The organism is Bacillus sp. YKCMOAS1 (genome assembly GCF_030268125.1).
Taxonomy (GTDB): domain Bacteria; phylum Bacillota; class Bacilli; order Bacillales; family Bacillaceae; genus Bacillus; species Bacillus safensis.
This window is the reverse complement of the sequence record NZ_BSEI01000005.1, coordinates 180,238-198,926: the sequence shown is the minus strand read 5'-3', so window position 1 is coordinate 198,926 and position 18,689 is coordinate 180,238. Positions and strand designations below refer to the sequence as shown.

Annotated in this window: 16 protein-coding genes and 1 pseudogene; 4 read left to right on the top strand and 13 right to left on the bottom strand. The window is 42.2% G+C overall.

The genetic code is table 11. From position 1 onward, the window contains the following. Nucleotides 1–111: 111 nt before the first annotated feature. Both QSJ46_RS15915 and QSJ46_RS15910 read left to right on the top strand, forming a co-directional pair. Entirely contained in the window at nucleotides 112–1,047 is a 936-nt protein-coding gene (locus QSJ46_RS15915) for a hypothetical protein (protein WP_047202328.1), read from the top strand. A gap of 100 nt (nucleotides 1,048–1,147) precedes the next feature. Next, on the top strand, nucleotides 1,148–2,005 hold the full coding sequence (locus tag QSJ46_RS15910) for a GNAT family N-acetyltransferase (RefSeq protein ID WP_107163852.1): 858 nt from the start codon (nucleotides 1,148–1,150) through the stop codon (nucleotides 2,003–2,005). A gap of 43 nt (nucleotides 2,006–2,048) precedes the next feature. Here QSJ46_RS15910 and QSJ46_RS15905 read toward each other — a convergent pair whose 3' ends face one another. Genes QSJ46_RS15905 through QSJ46_RS15880 form a run of 6 tightly spaced genes read right to left on the bottom strand, consistent with a single transcriptional unit; the run spans nucleotide 2,049 to nucleotide 10,350 of the window. Then, nucleotides 2,049–3,863, bottom strand: a complete 1,815-nt coding sequence (locus QSJ46_RS15905) for an IucA/IucC family protein (protein WP_047202329.1) — start codon at nucleotides 3,861–3,863, stop codon at nucleotides 2,049–2,051. Between the two features lie 13 nt (nucleotides 3,864–3,876). Beyond that, a complete protein-coding gene (locus QSJ46_RS15900) occupies nucleotides 3,877–5,226 on the bottom strand; it encodes a lysine N(6)-hydroxylase/L-ornithine N(5)-oxygenase family protein (protein WP_285604990.1) in 1,350 nt (449 codons plus the stop codon). Further along, complete coding sequence (locus QSJ46_RS15895) at nucleotides 5,201–5,755, bottom strand: GNAT family N-acetyltransferase (RefSeq protein ID WP_269773413.1); 555 nt, start codon at nucleotides 5,753–5,755, stop codon at nucleotides 5,201–5,203. Before QSJ46_RS15895 ends, QSJ46_RS15900 begins: the two co-directional genes overlap by 26 nt. Then, on the bottom strand, nucleotides 5,752–7,533 hold the full coding sequence (locus QSJ46_RS15890; protein WP_285604989.1) for an IucA/IucC family protein: 1,782 nt from the start codon (nucleotides 7,531–7,533) through the stop codon (nucleotides 5,752–5,754). Before QSJ46_RS15890 ends, QSJ46_RS15895 begins: the two co-directional genes overlap by 4 nt. After that, nucleotides 7,530–9,017 carry a pyridoxal phosphate-dependent decarboxylase family protein gene (locus QSJ46_RS15885; RefSeq protein WP_285604988.1) on the bottom strand — a complete coding sequence of 496 codons (1,488 nt, stop codon included), beginning with the start codon at nucleotides 9,015–9,017 and terminating at the stop codon, nucleotides 7,530–7,532. Before QSJ46_RS15885 ends, QSJ46_RS15890 begins: the two co-directional genes overlap by 4 nt. Continuing rightward, a complete protein-coding gene (locus tag QSJ46_RS15880) occupies nucleotides 9,004–10,350 on the bottom strand; it encodes an aspartate aminotransferase family protein (protein ID WP_039177704.1) in 1,347 nt (448 codons plus the stop codon). The genes QSJ46_RS15885 and QSJ46_RS15880 overlap by 14 nt, the downstream gene beginning before the upstream one ends. A 387-nt stretch (nucleotides 10,351–10,737) precedes the next feature. On the opposite strand from QSJ46_RS15880, the gene QSJ46_RS15875 reads away from it, so the two are divergent. Continuing rightward, a complete protein-coding gene (locus tag QSJ46_RS15875; protein ID WP_285604987.1) occupies nucleotides 10,738–11,274 on the top strand; it encodes a serine O-acetyltransferase in 537 nt (178 codons plus the stop codon). Here the strand turns inward: QSJ46_RS15875 and QSJ46_RS15870 are convergent. The 4 genes from QSJ46_RS15870 to QSJ46_RS15855 form a co-directional block, all read right to left on the bottom strand. Beyond that, nucleotides 11,269–11,526 (bottom strand): hypothetical protein, encoded by a 258-nt coding sequence (locus QSJ46_RS15870; protein WP_285604986.1) that lies wholly within the window; start codon nucleotides 11,524–11,526, stop codon nucleotides 11,269–11,271. The genes QSJ46_RS15875 and QSJ46_RS15870 overlap by 6 nt on opposite strands. A 35-nt stretch (nucleotides 11,527–11,561) precedes the next feature. After that, a complete protein-coding gene (locus QSJ46_RS15865; RefSeq protein WP_039177697.1) occupies nucleotides 11,562–11,831 on the bottom strand; it encodes a hypothetical protein in 270 nt (89 codons plus the stop codon). Between the two features lie 65 nt (nucleotides 11,832–11,896). Beyond that, nucleotides 11,897–12,454, bottom strand: a complete 558-nt coding sequence (locus tag QSJ46_RS15860; RefSeq protein ID WP_047202334.1) for a GNAT family N-acetyltransferase — start codon at nucleotides 12,452–12,454, stop codon at nucleotides 11,897–11,899. A 14-nt stretch (nucleotides 12,455–12,468) separates the two neighbouring features. Continuing rightward, nucleotides 12,469–13,335 (bottom strand): AraC family transcriptional regulator, encoded by an 867-nt coding sequence (locus QSJ46_RS15855; protein WP_039177692.1) that lies wholly within the window; start codon nucleotides 13,333–13,335, stop codon nucleotides 12,469–12,471. A gap of 113 nt (nucleotides 13,336–13,448) precedes the next feature. On the opposite strand from QSJ46_RS15855, the pseudogene QSJ46_RS15850 reads away from it, so the two are divergent. Continuing rightward, nucleotides 13,449–14,826: pseudogene (locus QSJ46_RS15850) on the top strand (MATE family efflux transporter). Between the two features lie 26 nt (nucleotides 14,827–14,852). Here the strand turns inward: QSJ46_RS15850 and QSJ46_RS15845 are convergent. Genes QSJ46_RS15845 through QSJ46_RS15835 form a run of 3 tightly spaced genes read right to left on the bottom strand, consistent with a single transcriptional unit; the run spans nucleotide 14,853 to nucleotide 18,674 of the window. After that, nucleotides 14,853–15,692 carry a phytoene/squalene synthase family protein gene (locus QSJ46_RS15845; RefSeq protein WP_285604985.1) on the bottom strand — a complete coding sequence of 280 codons (840 nt, stop codon included), beginning with the start codon at nucleotides 15,690–15,692 and terminating at the stop codon, nucleotides 14,853–14,855. Then, nucleotides 15,685–17,160 carry a phytoene desaturase family protein gene (locus tag QSJ46_RS15840; RefSeq protein WP_251181139.1) on the bottom strand — a complete coding sequence of 492 codons (1,476 nt, stop codon included), beginning with the start codon at nucleotides 17,158–17,160 and terminating at the stop codon, nucleotides 15,685–15,687. Before QSJ46_RS15840 ends, QSJ46_RS15845 begins: the two co-directional genes overlap by 8 nt. After that, nucleotides 17,157–18,674 (bottom strand): phytoene desaturase family protein, encoded by a 1,518-nt coding sequence (locus QSJ46_RS15835; RefSeq protein WP_047202337.1) that lies wholly within the window; start codon nucleotides 18,672–18,674, stop codon nucleotides 17,157–17,159. Before QSJ46_RS15835 ends, QSJ46_RS15840 begins: the two co-directional genes overlap by 4 nt. Nucleotides 18,675–18,689 lie beyond the last annotated feature (15 nt).

Here is an 18,689-nt window from a genome sequence, read left to right as displayed (position 1 = left end):
CTCCGTGATTGGGGGTTCTTTTTCGTTATAAAAATGGAATAAATATCAATTTTTACAATAATCCACCGATAATATAAATGAAAGAAAATGAATGAATAGGAGATGTTTGTCATGTTTAAAAAGAAAATTGGTTTTTTACTGCTTGCCGGCCTCTTCATCGCTGCCTCTCTCTTCCAATCACCTGCACTAGCAAGTGAAGCATCTACGAAACAAACAAAAAATTATACAGAAGAATTGGAGCACCAGTATCCAGACAGTGATTATGCCAACAATGATACGATGGAAAAAGCTCAGTTCCTGCAGCCTTCTCTTTATTTGAATAAATCTTATTTATATCACGAGGGAAGTATTTCTTCTATAAATGACGTCGACTTTTACCATTTCACCAGTTCCAAATTTGATGGTGCGGACGGTCGTTTTTCCATTAAACTTGTGAATGTAAAGTCAGGAAATGATTTCGATCTCTATCTTTATAATAAGAACGGCGCGCTTGTGTCTTCCTCTGTGCGGACATACAACCAAAATGAGATCATTCATATGCCGAAAATTGCCGCCAGTACGGATTACTACCTAGCGGTTAAGCCTAAACAATTACTAAATGAAGAAGATAAAATGTACCGCATTGTCTTTGATAAAAGCATTGAAAAAGCAACACTCAAACGATATGGGTCGCCAGCCACACTCAACAGCTTCAATGAAGCCGGTTCTCCAAATTCTAATTTTGATTTAAGCAGTCTGCCGCAGGATGCTGTCGTAACTGGTCTTTCATTAGAGGCTGATAAAGGCAGTACCAACGCACACAATTATGTTTTCACCGTTTCTTCTTTAAAAGGCGGAGCAGTGAATGTACCTTGGAACGGTCAAAAGGTTGATATCTCTTCCTATAAAACAAGCCAGGTTCCAGCAAAAGACCGCTTTTTTGTTTCTTTCAACGCCATAGAGGTCCCTCAGCTTATCGGTGGACGATTAATTAAAGTAGGCGTCGTGTCGATTAAAAACTTGCAGCTCACCTTTGAATATGAATACAACCGTGACCTGAATTATTAATAAGAGGACAAAAGGAAAAGGATCTCCCTTTTCCTTTTTCTTATGCTTTCTTATGGTACGATACATATAGATGAAATCAGCTAAGAAGGAGTTGCGTGTATTGGAAAACGTTGTACAACGAACATTAACACTCGATGACATACCCGATCTTATCGCATTGTCAAAAGAGGTCGACTGGCCTGATTACAATGCGGATGAGCTTACATCTCTTTTAACAAACGGATATTTTACTGGTTTTTCAACAACGGATGGACAAGTCATCTCATGTGCGGGACTTTTCCAATATGATAAAGCAGCATCAATTGGTGCTGTGATTGTATCTGAGACGCATCGCGGCTTAGGCCTTGCACGGAAAATGATTGACACCCTGCTTCGCCGGAGCAATCAAAGCGTTCCTGTCGTTTTAACCGCTACTGTACAAGGACAGCCCGTTTATGAAAAAATCGGATTTCAAACGGCCGGCTACATTCATACATACAAAGCACAGACCACGAATCCATCGGCTTTTCGTGTGTCAGGTGGGATTCACCTTTCTCCTGCTGATGAAGCGGACCTTCCGTCTATTGAAGCACTTGACGAAAAAGGTGCAGGTACCAATCGATCAAGCTTTATAAGAAAGCGAATGGATCGAGCATCGTTCCGGCTGATCGCACAGAATGAACATCATGAAACAACTGGCTTTGCATTTGGCATCGAAACCCCTGCTAATCTCATGATTGGGCCGCTTGCAGCAAACGATGAACAAACCGCTCTCTCGCTCATCCAATCACTCATCTCGTCTTATTCAGGGGCAATTCGTTTAGATATGCAGGAAGAAACAGCTGAGCACCTGCATGAAACACTTGTTGAAGCAGGATTTACGAAAACAAACGTAGCCCATTTTATGATGATTCGTGGGAAAGAAAAACTAAATGATCCCGCCCTATTCTATTTCCTCGCCTCTCAAGCATTTTCTTAAAAAACAAAAAAGCTGTAGACACTAGATGTCTACAGCTTTTTTATTACTTCTCTCCAACTGATGAAAGAACATGAGCGAGTGCATTTGTGACCTTCCCATGCTCTGATGCATGCGGGCGGTCATCACCATCTCCATAGCCGTAATCAATCATTCGATTACGATTTAAGCAAAGCTTTGTCAGCTTCGGCTGGAATAGATCAAATAATTCAAAACGGTCTTTTAGCTGTGGGAATTGATTTTGATACTGCTGAATTTCTTCAGCAAGCAAACGCCAAAGAGTCGTTTCATCTAACAGATCGTGATTGTCTAATACGTTCGATACATAGCGCAGATTGCAAATAAATAATCCTGTAAAAATAAATTGTACTAAACCTTCTGGCGGCTCACTGCGCAGCACTTCTTTTAAATCTTCTTCTAGTGAAGCTAATTCAGGCAGCGGCTGGTCACTTATATTCACATCATCAACGAAATCTTTGATCGCCAAACGATGCGGCTGATGATTTTTTAACACAAGAATCGTATTTTGCCCATGCGGTGAAAAGACTGTGCCGTATTGATACATAAAGTGTAAAAGCGGCGGCATCACGACATGGAAAAACTTCGCCATCCATTCTTTTGCGGAGAGACCTGATTTTTCAATCAGCTGCTTGATATACGGCTCTCCTTCATGATCCTCATATGTGAGTGCCGCAAGTGTAACAGGGCTCTCCCCTTCATCTAAGTACGTATAAATGCTTTCTCTAAAAATGACACCGAGCATCTCGAGATATTGATACGGCGCACCAGGCAGTTTGCTGTAGTATGGATGATCGACATTGATACTTGCATTCTCACCTGGTAAAATGACGCGGCACACATCAGATAAAAATGAGTCTTGATCGGCAATCCCTTTAATATGCGCTGTAATGCGCGGGGCAATGACCGTACGTTCTGATGGGAGTCCACGGTATACAAGTGTATTTAAAATACTCATTGGCAGTTTAATATGATGCTTGCCTTTGTTTGAGATATTTGTAAAGGTTCTGATCGACTGCTGCGGGATATATTGATCCAGCCCCTCTCCCAAATACACAATCCGGCGCAAGGCCAAATCTTCCGGGAAATGCTGAATAATCATATGCGTCCACTGCCACTGATGAACAGGCATCATATAATAGTCAGCTGCATTCAGTCCTTCATCCTTTAACACACGTTGAAATTGACGAATCGTGACTTCATCTAATTCTTTGGCGATCACCTGCTCATAGTTTTCTTGATCGACTGCATGGAATGTCGCAAGTTCCCTGTGAACAGCAATCCAAGACAGCTGCACACATTCTTGACGTTCTGGTGCATAGGCTAAGTAATCATCGTAGCTGAATCCTATACGTCCTTTGTTATACACAATCCAAGGATGGCCTGTCATTTCTCCTTCAATCCATGCATAATCCGTATCTGTCAGCTCATCCGCACGAAGCGCTTTTTTCGACAGCAAATGGACATCGGCTAACAAAGTATGGTGAAGCTCTTTGATAAGATGGCCTGTTGTGTCAGAGGACATTGGAATGATCGGCTGAATGTCTAGTAAAAACACAATGGCACTGACATCCTTTGACCACTTTCCATCCTGGCAGCACTCAATTGATTCAGCGATTGTATCAAAACTATCAAACAACCGAGGTTTTGCCAGATAACGATATTTCTTATGTTCATGAATGATTAATTCATACTGACCAATGCCATCCTTACGATCCAGCTCGACAGGATGAAGCATGTCCTCATACATGTATTCGGACAGCATTTTTGCCACCATTCTCTGGTTTGCCTTTTTCCAAGCAGCAGGATTCACCGCTTTTTTCAATTCATCTTGTACACTCATCGCTTCATCCTCCTTAACCTTTGATTTCTTCAAATGTGTGTGCGTTCTTGTGTGTACCAAATGTCTGGAAGACGTGCTTTTGATAAAGTGGATACACGGTTTGACGAGCAAGTTCATTAATGATCACACTGTTTCGATAAGCCCCCAGCCCCAAATCTGGAGCGCCGACCCCATGTGTATGAAGCTCTGCATTTTGTACAAAAATATCATTTTCACCCATCGTATTTGTTTTCAAACGATATTCACGTTCCACTTGGAAACGTCCTTGATCATCCCATTGAATGTGGTGAGTAATAGGGTTGATAAATGGCGGCAGAACGGATTGATAGCCAGTCGCCAATACAACAATATCTGTCTCATGCGTAAAAGATTCTTCCTTGACCCACTGCGAGCAGGAAAGTGATAATCCGCCCGCTGTTTCCTCAATCAAGTTGACCTCCGTCATGGCTTGAAGCACTGTGTTCAGCTGCGTTCCGCAGGCAGAACGTTCATAAAGTAAATGATAAATATCACGAATCATTGCCGAACTGATGCCTTTATACAGCAAGTCTTGCTGTTTTAATAACGCATCCTTTTTTGTTTGCGGAAGCTCATAAAAGAAATCAATATAGTCAGGGGAGAAATACTCAAGCCCTAGGTTTGAATATTCCATTGGGAAAAATCCTTTTGACCGTGTGAACCAGTGAATATCCTTCGCTTCATCATCTGATAAAATGTCATAAAACACTTCTGCCGCACTTTGACCAGAGCCGATAACTGTGACAGATTTCCCTTTGAAACAGCCTTCTTTCTTTCGTTTTAAATAGTCAGCTGAGTGAAAAACCTTCTCTCCTAAAGCTGGCTGGAGCGATGCTGGCACTGCGGGCTGCGTGCCAATTCCCAAGACAAGATGTTTGCTTTCAAACACCTCTACAGTTTGGTCCTTTACATGACGGACATGCACTTCATACCGCTTTTCCCCTGACTTTTCAATCAGTGAGACAGATTCGACGTTCATGCCAAATCGGCAAGAGTCTAACTGATCAGCGACCCAGCGGCAATAATGACTGTATTCCTTGCGCGGGATATGGAAGTCCTCTAGAAAGTAAAATGAATACAAACGGTTTTGTTCCTGCAAATAGTTGAGAAAGCTATATTTGCTTTTCACATCTGCCATACTGACAAGGTCCGCTAAAAATGGGACTTGCAGTGTCGTCCCTTCAATGAGCATCCCTGGGTGCCAGTGAAAGACTTCACTTCTTTCAAAAAACAAAGCGTCGATTTCATTTACCTCTTCAGATAATGCGGCAAGTCCGAGATTAAACGGGCCAATGCCGATCCCAATTACATCCACTATATTATTTTGCTTGTTGAACCGCGTCATGGTTATACTTCCTTTCGAATCGTTCTCGATCACAAAACATCAAAAGACCTGTTTTATCCGGTAAAGTGACTGGTTTTACACGTTCAAAGCCGCATTTTTCAAATACATGAATCATTTTTTCATTGCGAATATCCGGCTCAGCGACAATTTTTTCTGTTCGTTTGTTCTGCTCAAATTGAAATGCTGTCATTGCCTGAAGGAGCGGCGCAGCAAATCCTTTTCCCACATAATCCGGCTCCCCTATTAACAGGTGAATGCCTTGATCATGCGGAGAAGGCTCATAGTAGGATTCAATGATATCTCCTTTCACGTTGTAAGCCTCAAAATAACTCATTGGCGTCCCATCAATCGTGCCTAAATAAAGGGTTTGATGCGGATCATGTACTGCCTGATAAAAATGCTTTTCAAAATCAGGAAACGGAATATTCAAATGCCAAAATGGGTGAACATACTCTTCTTGCATCCACTTATGGACAAGCTGGACGTCTCTTTCATATTCAGCACGAATAAACCTAATACGATGCCTCATCCAATCAGCGCCTCCCTATGTAAAAAGAGCGGATTCAAGACAGCTGTGTAACGAGACTGTGTTTCCAGAGATCCTGTCAGCTCATCCATATCTTCAAATCGTGTCAGCAAATTCGCTTTTGAAGGAAGTTCTTTTGAACGGAGAAGGCTGTTTGTCAGATCAGAAGCTCCGTACATCTCCTCATGAGCAAGCAATGTATCCCTCACGAGTGCCAGCAAGTCTTCTTCCTTTGCTAGTCCTTCTGTGCCAAAGCCATTAATGAGACCAAATAAATGATTAAAGAAGAAATAATAACGGAGTCTCTCAACGGCTACATCATCCGCACAAATGGTTTCACTTCTTACGCTCAAGTTTTGAACTAGATTTGCGAGCTTATCTTTTTTTGATTCACTATAATAGTAGCCTTGATTGTCACGATAATAGAAGGTATCTGGATAACCATTCTTCATTTGCACAACAGCATTTTGCTGATGGGCCTCGAGTGCAAGACCATACGTTTCAAACAGCCAGAGCATCGGCTTTAACGAAATGGTTAAGTATTGTTTAAACCAATCTTGGCTGACCGCTTCTGTTGACCGGCCTTCTGCATCTGCAAGTTTATAAATAATTCCTGCTAATCTTGATTTTCCTCCGTACGCATGATCCTGACACAGCCCAGCAATTAAGCTTGCGCCTTTTTCACGATGCAAGAATGGATTTTGACGAATGACCACTTCAAAGCCAGATTCCGCTTCATCTCCTCGAATAGATAGATATGCAGGATCTTCAATGACCCGGAATCCAGAGAATTTTTCATATAAAGAAACGCCTAATTCTGTTTTTAAGATGCGGGACATCTCTACTCCTCGATCCAGTTCCTTTTGTTTATTGATGCGTAACGAGTTCGTAATTTTCACAGGAACAGAGAATTTGAGCATGTAAGCAGAATCCTTTTGATAGACCGTTCTAAAGGATGAGGTCGCAGTGTATTCAGACCCCAGCGGTCCTAAATAAGTCAGTTTCCCCTCCTCTATATACCGCTTCACGAATGCCTTCTCCATGACCACTTTGACTTGCAGCGGATGAATTGGAATGAGCACATATTCTCCGTTTTCTGTTAACCTATTCAGTCTCTCTGTTTCTTCTGGCACCTGACGCGAAAGCTCTTCTAACATGAGGGTTGCCGCAGGTTGTGAAATAGATGAATCCTGAAGCACAATCGAATGGTGCGCTTTAAAGTAATGAAGCTGGAAAGCCCCTTTCAGCTCAGGAGAATAGACGGCTTCCTCCTCTTCTGTCATCCCTTGTCTGCTTTTTGGTGTAGGATGTGTTAAATGTCCAAGGAGAAGTGACTGTTCAGCCTCGATGTACTCAAAATCAGCTTGAGATAAAGCAGCTTGATCACTTTCTCTCTCCCGTAAGAATCGTTCAATATTTCGGCAGCTTAAAATGATGCGAAGCATGAATTCATCCTCTGCATCTGTGCGGCCATATGCAATGAGAAGCTCCTTTGAACATAAAGCAACAAGTGTCGTGTAATCGACGATCGTCCCCTCTTGCTCGCTGCCACTCGGACGAAAGCGAATCGGAAAATCAAAGAGATGGCGGCCTACAGATGAAAAGTATCGGATCGGAATCACAAGCTCAAGGTCTTGCTTTGCTAGTTTTGCCACGAATACAAGCGAACCATCTGCTTTCGTCTCTTTTTTTGCAGATCGATCGATTCCTGTTTCACGTAAAAAACAGTTTAAAAAGCTTTGCATAGTTGCATTTTCAGCCATTTGTTTATATTGACTCAACGTAGTACCCTCCCGGATTGAATATGAGCGATCCCGATATCAACGATGTCAGAAAGGATTTCCTCAATATGTGTGATTGTCGTTCTCGGATTTAATAAAGTGAATTTCAAGCATGTTTGACCATCCACCACTGTTTTTGCAATGACAGCAGTTCCTGATGTGAATAGCGTTCGATGGATGATTTTATTGATGTCATCCGCACCCTTAAATCGAAACACTACTGCATTGATTTCTGGCTCAGGATTGATCACTTCAAGGTGATCATTGCTCTCGATAAGCCCAGCCACATCCTTCGCAAAATCAATGGTATGGTCAATCATGTCACCAAACCCTTCCTCCCCAATCAGACGAAGAGAAAGAAGCAATTTCAGTGCATCAAACCGGCGCGTCGTTTGGACAGATTTATGGACGAGATGTAGTATTCCATCCAGTTCATCTTCTTTTGGATTAAGATAATCTGCATGATAATTGATCAAGCCGAAATGCCTTTTATCCTTCAGCAGAAATGCCCCGCAGGAGATCGACTGATAAAATTGTTTATGAAAGTCGATCGTGATGGAATCAGCAAGCTCAACACCATCTAATTTATCTCGGTAGTTTTCACTTAATACAAGCGCTCCACCATAGGCAGCATCTGCGTGTATCCACAGACCGTATGGTTTGACGATGTCATACACACCTCTAACCGGGTCAATACTGCCAAAATCAGTTGTCCCGCAAGTCGCCACTAGCGCAAAAGGCAGGAGATCCTGTTCCTTTAACTCAACAAGTTTCTTCTTCAAATCGTTGAGGTCCATGCGGTGATGCTCATCTGTCTCTATCAGAACAACCGCCTGCTCCCCTAAGCCTAGTTGGGATGCAGATTTTTTCACAGTGAAGTGAGCATTCTTAGAGCAAAGAATTCTCATGCGGTGAGCCTCACTCGGCAAGCCTTTCTTCTGAACATTCCATTGCCATGTGTTTTCACAAAATGCATCTCTTGCAAGAAGCAGCCCCATGTAGTTTGATTGGGTTCCACCGCTCGTAAATGTCCCATCTGCTAGATTTCCATAAGAAAACTTCGCACATAGCCACTTTAAAATTTCCTCTTCAACCAAAGATGCAATACCGCTTTGATCAAAGGAATCCATTGATTGGTTAAAAGAACTTACTATCACCTCTGCGGCAAGCGCAGGTATAAGCGGCGGGCAATGCAAATGTGCCAAGCATTTAGGATGCGATACATCAACCAGATGTGGCAAAAGGTGCTGCTTTATATCTTGAAAGACAGATTCAATTGATTCGCCAGACGGTTGAAACTGAAATAATGATTCGACACTAGCCGCTAATTTCCCAGGCAATATTCCACTGTATGGTCCTTGGTCTTTTTGCCATTGGCCCAGTAAGCTGTCGATAGATGTATGAAGAGCCGCTTGGAAGGACTCTCTTCCAAGCTGGCTTTGATTGATAAATAATGAATCCACAGAAGCTTTAGTTGATTGCATCGTATACGGCCTCTTTGAAAATAGCGATAACTTGTTCAAGCTGTTCTTCTGTCATGATCAATGGCGGTAAGAATCGAATGACGCTGCCGAAACGGCCTCCTGTCTCTACAATTAAGCCTTTATCGAAGCAATTCTTTTGAATGAGACTGGCTAGCTCAGGATTTGCTGGATAACTTCCATCCACATCCTGCTTTTCATTTGGATTAACTATTTCAGCACCAATCATTAATCCTCTTCCTCGAACATCACCGATAGCAGGTACATTTTTTTGAATGTCTTTTAGATGAGCCTGCATGCGATTCCCTAACTGGTCAACATGATCAAGCAGATTCGTTTCTTTTATAAATTTAAGCGTAGCGGTTCCTGCAGCCATTGCCATTTGATTTCCTCTAAATGTGCCAATGTGTGCCCCTGGATTCCATTGATCCAAATCTTTATCATAAATCACAACTGAAAGCGGCAGGCTTCCACCAATGGCTTTAGATAATACAATGACGTCCGGCACAATTCCTGCATGTTCAAAAGCAAACATCTTACCTGTTCGGCCAATGCCTGATTGAACCTCATCGATGATGAGCGGAATGCCTTTTTCATTTGTGATTCTTCTCATTTCTTGCATCCATTCAATAGATGCTGGAATTGAGCCTCCCTCACCTTGTACTGCTTCAAAGATCATACCTGCTGGCGGAAGAATACCACTTTCAGGATCATTTAATACACGCTCAATATAAGAGCTGGAAATGCGGTGTGAATCTTTCCCGCCAATTCCGAATGGGCAGCGATATTCATATGGATAAGGCATGAAATGCACATCTGGGATTAACCCTTGCACTCTTTCCTTTGGAGACAAATTCCCGCTTAATGACATCGTGCCATGTGTCGCACCGTGATAAGCACCGTGGAAAGAAAGAATGGAACGATTTCCTGTCGCTGTCTTGACTAATTTAATCGCAGCTTCTATGGCATCACCGCCAGTTGGTCCACAAAATTGAATTTTTGCTCTCTTTGCAAACTCTTCTGGCAGGTGAGAAAAAATTTCATTCACAAACTCTTCTTTAATTTCTGAGGTTATGTCCAACGTATGCAATGGCCTTTTTTCATGAAGCATACGTTCAATCGCTTCTATCACAACCGGATGATTGTGGCCAAGTGCAAGTGTTCCTGCGCCTGCTAGACAGTCATAAAACTCTCTGCCATCCGCATCTGTCACGATCATGCCCTCGGCTTTTTGCATGGCTAATGGGAACCGTCTCGGGTAAGACCTTGCATTAGATTCTCTTTGACTTTGCTGCTCTAAAAATTGCTGATTTTTAGAAACGGTTTTGATGGACATAATAAAACACTCCTCCAATTGATAAAGATTATCATTTTCATTTACTAGCCTAGAGGATGTAAGATAGGAAAGTCAATTGTATTCAAAAAGATGATTCTAAAAGCATATGAATGCAATATTCTCTTTTTAATGAGTATTTTCGAGTAATTTTTACAAACCTTACTGCCATAAGGAGATGGAACGCATGAGATGGATTGACATTGAAAAAAATTACAAATCATTTTTCCTGGTTCATTTGTTCTATTCAATTCAAAGCACTCATTTTATGCAGAAATTTGGATGAAATGAAGGTAGAAAATTGAAGAAATCACACTATTTTTTCTTGATATAAATGGTTTGGATGGTATAATTTCTCTGAAACATAAGGGGATGGAGAGGGGAATTTTGATGATTTTAACAAAGCAAGATCTTCACCATTACTTAACGCAGGATAAGAAAGCATTAGCTATCACGGGCAGAAGGCCAAAATGGTTTGGGGACGATATATGGAAATATCAAAGGTATTTACGAAAATATGAATACTATTCTAATAGCGGTGCTACATTGCGCAAATGGTTTTACCGCTATTTACATAAAAAGAAAGGGATGCAGCTTGGCTTTGATATCCCGATTGGCGTCTTTGGCCCCGGCCTTAGAATCAATCATACTGGCCTCTTAATTGTGAATAAGCACGCAAAAATTGGGGCATTTTGTGATATTCATCAAGGGGTGAATATTGGTCAAAACCATTCCGAAAAGGATGTACCAACCATTGGAGATCACGTATGGATTGGGCCCGGTGCTAAGCTGTTTGGAGACATTTATATCGCAAATCATATCTCAATTGGAGCAAATGCCGTGGTGAATCATTCCTTTCATGAAGAGCAGATCGTTATTGCTGGTGTGCCGGCTCAAAAGGTAAAAGAAAAAGGCCCTTCTTCATGAAGGCGCCTGATAAAAAAGAATTACACCGATTAAAACAGAGATGAGCAGCATGAGATAAAACACGATGGTTAAAATCAAGATCGTCCAGCCCAGCCCCTTCCTCTCTGTCTTGATCAAATAAATACCGAGTACGATGGTACTAAAAAGCACGCCTAAAATGGCCCACAGCCATTTGTCTTTGTGATGCTTTGGCGCATCAAACCATAAATAGATAGCAACAGCAAGTGAAACGAATAGACCCGTTATTCTCAAGATTAAACTCCCTCCTTATTATGTATCCGCGCTCTCTATGATGCGTTTGAGTATCCGATGATCAGCAACAGGAAGTAAAAGACATAGACTAGCATAACAATAGAATAGATGATGATGGACACGATCAGAACTGTCCAGCCCAATCCTTTTCTTCCTGTTTTGATGAGGTATATCCCAAATGCAAAGAGCCCGAATAAAAGACCTAAAATAGACCATAACCATTTATTTTTCCCATGTTTTGGTGCATCTATCAATAGATAGATTGCGACTAGAATAGAAACAAACCATCCAGTTATCCAGCCCACATTCTTCTGCCACCCTTCTTCAGTTCATTCCATTATATGATTCTTTTTTCCTAAAAAATAATGATTCAGAGGATATTGCGCGGGAGGCTTCGCCATTCTTCTCTCAGCATTCCGTAGCGCATCGAATCATAATACTCTCCTTGATAATAACGGACCTTTCTCAGTCTCCCCTCAAGGACAAATCCGCATTTCTCTGCGCACCGCATCATCCGTTCATTCCCTGACCAAGTGGTTAGACCAATACGAGGGATATCAATATGCGTAAATAATACATCAATCCATAGATTTAATGCCTTTGTCCCAACGCCCCCGCTCCAAAAGCGTGAGTCATAAATGACAATGCCGCATTCAAGCCACCGTGTACGTTCATTCTCCCAATAATATGATACGGTACCTTTGATATCACCGTCTATTTCAATACCATATAGCTTTTGGGGAATGGATTCATCCTGTAAGTAACGTTTCTTAAATGCAGAAAGCGGGATTTCGTGTTCATAAAAATAAGGGGCATTCCATTTTCTATAGGACTGGTCTGGTGCTTTAAATTTTAAATGCCACACCGCCTCTAAGTCCGTTTCGGTTAATGGACGTATGTTCACAAGCTCTTCCTTTTCTCTTTTCATCTGTTCACGTTCCTTTACTTTGTCGTTCTTTTTGCTAGATGACGGTACTCAATCGGCGTCATGCCTTCATTTTGCCGAAACAGCTTAGAAAAATAAGTAGGGTCGTCAATGCCTACATGCTCTGCAATGGCTGCGATTTTTTCATTTGTTGAGGCGAGCATGCTTTTAGCTTTTTCGATCTTGAGACGATGGCTGTACTGGTTTGGCGTCAATCCATACACCGTCTGCATACACCTTGTCATGTAGTCAGGATGATAGTGCAGCTTCTCTGAAAGCTGCTCCATATGCAATTTCTCCATAAAGTGATGCTCAAGATAGTGAACTACTTCTGATGCGACAGTCTCCTTTGCACTTGGAATATGGAATGCTTCCTTTTGCAGGTGAATGAGCAGTTCCTCAAATAGAAGCTGTTTTTTCAGCGGAAGTTCAGATGCATCATGATTTAGTGCGCTCATCGCTGAAAGGTGTTTTTCTAACACACTTCGTCCCTTCACTTTTCCTAAACGAGGCAGGCTAAATTCATATGTTGCCGGCTTTTCGAAGGTGGCTTGGTTTTGTTTCATATCAATCCAGTGTTCTCTCGGCCGGTTCGTCAGCTCAAATCGATCAATTGAGAAATGCAGCCACTCATAGTAGGTATCCTCTTCACATGGCAGATGTCCGCCATGTGACAGGCCTGGTGAGAGAATCATATATTCACCTTCTTTTACGTGAAAAGCCTCCTCGTCCTCTGTCATCCATAGTTCACCTTTTGTGACATAGAGAAGATCAAATACAGCGAAGGTTCTTGAGATATGTCTTTCTCCTTGATGAAATATCCCTCTACCTGAAGCTATATAAATAGGAAACGGCGGTACAGTAAATGTAATAAATCGATTCATATTCATCCCCTTATGAAGTCGTATTTCTCCAATAAGTTTCGGTTTCATCTCTTCTTATTATAGTCGATGCAAGGTACACTATAAATCGGATTTATACGAAAGGGGGCTTTGTGATGAAATCTCAAACCCTGTCATATGAAAAGGTTCAAGCCAAAGATGAGAAAACGCACCCTTCATTATTTGCATTAACTTGGCCTATTTTTATCGAAATCTCTTTATATATGCTCATGGGGAGCGCTGATACACTTATGCTCAGCCAATACTCTGATAACAGTGTGGCCGCAGTAGGTGTAAGTAACCAGCTCCTGAATTTATTAATTGTCATGTTCAGCTTCATTACAACAGGAACGACCATTGTGATTGCGCAGCTTCTAGGAGCTGACCGCAAGCAGGAAGCGACTCAAGTCGCCTATGTCTCACTAGGGACCAACTTCTTGATCAGCTTTGTCATTAGTCTCCTCATGTTTATGTTAGCTGTTCCAATTCTGCACATGATGGGCTTATCAAGTGAACTCATGCCGGATGCGGCGGTCTTTTTACAAATTGTCGGGCTGCTTTCTTTTATTCAAGCGCTTATTATGACGTATAGTGCTATTTTAAAAAGCTACGGATATACAAGAGACACGATGTATGTCACCATCGGAATGAATTTGCTAAACGTTGCCGGCAATTATTTGGTCATTTTTGGTCCGTTTGGCTTTCCGGTATTAGGTGTCATGGGTGTTGCCTTTTCAACCTCGCTGGCTCGATTGATCGGATTGATGGCGATGATTCTCATTGTCCGCCGCCGAATTGGATTGCGCTTTTCGCTGAAGAGCATGTTTCACATCCAGCGGACGCATTTAAAAAGGCTGCTGAAAATTTGGCATTCCTTCTGCTGGAGAGCAGCTTTCTTATAACGGCTCTCAAATGATCATTACCCTGTTTATTACATTTATGGGGACGCAGGCTTTAGCAGCAAAGGTCTACACTCAAAATTTGATGATGTTCATTATGTTATTTGGTGCAGCGATTAGCCAAGGCACACAAATTCTAATCGGGCGCCATATTGGGGCGAAAGAATTCGATGCGGCCTACCGCAGATGTATGAAAAGCTTATACTGGGCCATTGCGATCTCTCTTCTTTCTTCCACTGCTTTATCTTTATCATCGACGCATTTGCTTACGTTTTTCACTAGCAATCATGAAATCATTCAAATCGCCGCCACACTTCTCCTATTGACGATCATTTTAGAGCCGGGACGCTCTTTTAATATGGTCATTATTAATTCATTGCGGGCTGCTGGTGACGCGAAGTTTCCAGTGTATATGGCGATGATTTCAATGTGGGGAATTGGGCTTCCGATCGCTTACTTGTTAGGCATTCAGCTTGAATTGGGGCTCATCGGGGTTTGGATTTCTTTTATCGTGGATGAATGGGTCAGAGGCATCTTTATGTATAGGCGCTGGCGTTCCAGAGTATGGACGGAGTATCGTTTTTCTTCCACATAAAAAGGACTGCGGGGTGCAGTCCTTTTTTACATAATATCTTCTAAAATAAGTGCTTTTTCCTGTTTTGAAATAAATGCTCGCTCTGTAAAGACGCGGTATTCGTTTTCTCTTGTTTTATCTAAGATGGCTTTATAAAAGTGGGCTGCTGCTTTCACCGGTATACGTGAATATAACGGGAATTCATGAAGATGGTCAAAAAACTCCTCATAGTATGCCTCTGCCTCAAAAGCAATGTACTCCCAGACGTGCTGAAAAGCTTGATTGACAATCCCTTCCTTCAATTCTTGCTCTGTGTACCCGAATTGATCCATCACTTGCTTTGGCAAATAAATACGGTCTCTTTCAGCCTGATCTTCGCCGATATCTCGAAGAATGTTGGTTAGCTGCATAGCGATCCCTAACGAAATGGCTGCTTCTTTTAGCTGCTCTTTTTTACGCGGTGCAATAATGGGAAGGAGCATGAGTCCAACGGTACTAGCAACATGATAGGAATAGATGAGCAGTTCATCTAACGTTTCGTATCGCTGCTGCTCTAAATCCATCTCCTGTCCTTGGAGCAGGTCACGAAACGGGGCTTCATCCATCCGAAACTCTTGAAATGTATGCTCTAGCGCCACCCATATCGGGTCATTCCGGTCTACCTCACCTTGTAAAAATCGATCAAACGTCTCCCGAAAGGATGCAAGGTCCTCTTGTGGCGAAGGCGACTCATCTACAATATCATCTGCTCTCCGGCAAAAGGAATACACGGCCCAGACGGCCTGTCTTTTCTTTTTAGGCAGCATGGAAAAGGCCCGGTAAAACGTTTTTGAATGGGTTTGAATGGTTTCCTCACACACTTTTAATGCTGTTTGTACATCAACCACTTAGTTTCACTTCCTTTCTATCATTCAAATCTTTTAGTAGTACAGAAGCCATGAGCTTCGCACTTTGCATCACGATCGGCACTCCGCCGCCTGGATGGATGGAAGCACCTGCCGCATAAAGATTGTCTGTCTCACTGACCTTCACTTGCGGGCGGAAGACACCTGATTGGAACAAATTAGGCGCAAGTCCAAAGCTGCCGCCTTCAAACAATCCTTCTCGCAAGGAATCATTTGGTGTCCTGACCTTTTTCCAGACAATCGACTCTCGCAATCCCGGAAAACCTCTTTTTTCAAGGACACCCACCATGTTCTCGACAAAATCTGTCTCCTCTTCCCAGTTGATATGATCTCCTGAAGGAACGGGAACGAGCATGTATAGAACACTGCAGCCATCTGGGGCAAGAGATGGATCAATGATCGATGGATTAAATGTATAAAATGACGGGTCTTGAGGAATCGTTTTCGTTTGAAAAACCTCTTTCATATGCTGATCAAAGTGTTCTCCCATAAAAAATTGATGAACAGGTGCTTCCTGATACATCTTATTTAAACCAAGATACACCATCACACAGCCAGAGGACGGCACGTATTTTCGGCGATCTTGTTCGTCTAAACCAAACTGTTTTAACGCAGCTGGATAATCTCCATTGATCACAAATGCATCAGCGGCTACATGTTCATCATTCACTTTTGCTTTGACTGCCCGTTTTCCCTCAAACTCAAATTGCGTGACTTCTTCATTTTTTCTTACATGCACACCCATTTTGATAAGCTGCCCTTCCAATATATCTACTAAACTTGCATAACCGCCTTTTAAATAGTAAATTCCATGTGCGTGCTCACTATATGAAACAAGCGAATAAATGGCCGATGCTTCATACGGGTTTCCCCCAACATAGAGGGTTTGAAGTGCGTATGCATCTCGGAGGCGTTCGTCTGAGAAATATTTTTTCAGAGCGCTTTGTACCGTTCGATACGCCTTTAATTTCATTAAAATCTTCATATTGGCTTTTGTAAAAAATGTACGTTTTTCGTGAAATGATTTTTCTAGAAAAGCTTTCTGCCCTTCTTGAAACCGGTCCGTCATTTCTTCCATAAACCTCTGGAATCCTTGATCTTCTTTTGGAAATACACGTCTGATTTCATCTAGCTGACGACGTGCATCAGAGTATTTCGTATAGGAGGTTCCATCTTGATATTGAATTGTGTACAGCGGATCAAGCTGCAACAGATCAAGAGATGATTCGTCAATTCCTACCTCATGTAAAATGCCTTTTAACATGTCAGGAAGTAGGACAATGGTCGGACCTTCATCTACTTTATATCCTTTCTCACGTACAAAAGCAAGTCTCCCGCCAAGCCGTTCATTTTTTTCGACAAGGGTGACATCATGTCCCGCTTTTTTCAAATAAAGCGCTGAGATCATTCCGCCAATACCGCCACCTGCAATCAATATATGTTGTTTCATGAGGCGCTCCCCTTTTCTTGATGCCGCATTGTTTTGTGTGAATGTTTCTCTTTTGAAAGAATGGCATTTGTCGTGATACGCGCTGATTCTAAAATGGTTGGCAGTCCGCTTCCTGGATGTGTTCCTCCTCCAACGAGCCAGCAGTGCTTTAATTCATCAAATTCATTGTGCGGCCTTAGGACCATCATCTGCGTGAGCTGGTGGCCAAGGTTAAATGTAGCTCCTTCATATACGTAAAGGTCTTCCTCCCATTGCTTCGGTGTGATCATCCGCTCAACTTCTATATGCTGCCTGACATTCTGAAAGCCGGTTTTCCGCTCCAATGTATCCAGCACTAGCTCTCTAAATTCATCTTGATGCGCTTCCCAGTCAATACCGCTTTGGTTATTGGCAACTGGAGCCAGCACATAAAGAGCTGATTTTCCTTTTGGAGCAAGTGAGTCATCAGTTACGCTTGCATTTTGTATATAAATAGACGGATCATCTGGCAGCTCATATGTTTTCGTAATGCCTTTGACGAATCTAGCATAATCATCGGAAAAAACAATGGTATGATGCGGCTCATCATACATGGTATCCAATCCTAAATAGAGCATAAAGGTAGAGCATGAGAATTTTTTCTTATTTAGTTTTTTCTGACTGTATTTCTTTAAAAGACCTGGCTCGACAAGCCTTGTCATCACATGTGCAAAGTCTCCATTGACGACAACCTCATCTGCTTGTATTTCTTCCCCAGATTCTAAACGAATGCCTTTTACTTTCCTTCCCTCCGTGAGCAGCTTTTCGACGCCAGCTGACAGATGAATCTCTGCTCCAGCTTCAACCGCCGCCTTTGCCATCGCTTCTGACAGCTGATTGACACCGCCCTTCGGATGGAATACACCTGTATCATGCTCCATAAACGAAAGAATTGAGAACGCACCAGGGCATTCCCACGGCGACATTCCTAAGTACTTTGATTGAAATGTAAAGGCATATTTTACTGATTCATTCGAGAAATAGTCTGACAGTACATCATACAAACTTTTATTTAGCGAAAGCTGTGGAAGTGCTTTGATCACCTTCGGACGAAGGTAATGATGAAAGCGGTCCATTTTACTTTGTAAAATTGGTGTGAGCCGATCCATTTTGCGCTTTGTATCCTTCATAAATCTTAGATATCCTTCACCCTCACCAGGTGCAAAGGCTTCTAATCGTTTGTACATTTCATCGCGATCCCTGATCATATCCAGCTGATTGTCTTGAAAAATTAATCTATACATCTCTTTTAATTCAATCACATCGATATAATCATAAAGATTTTTACCAGCAAAGGTGAACAGCTCCTCTGCAATATGAATCATGCTGAGAAAGGTAGGACCTGTATCAAACGTGAAATCACCAAGCTGAAACTTAGCATTACGTCCGCCGACAAAGGACTGTTTTTCGTATACATGAACTTCATGTCCTTTGCTTTGAAGCATCATAGCTGCCGCAAGTCCCCCTGGTCCCGCTCCGATCACAATGATTTTCATTATCCTTTTTCCTCC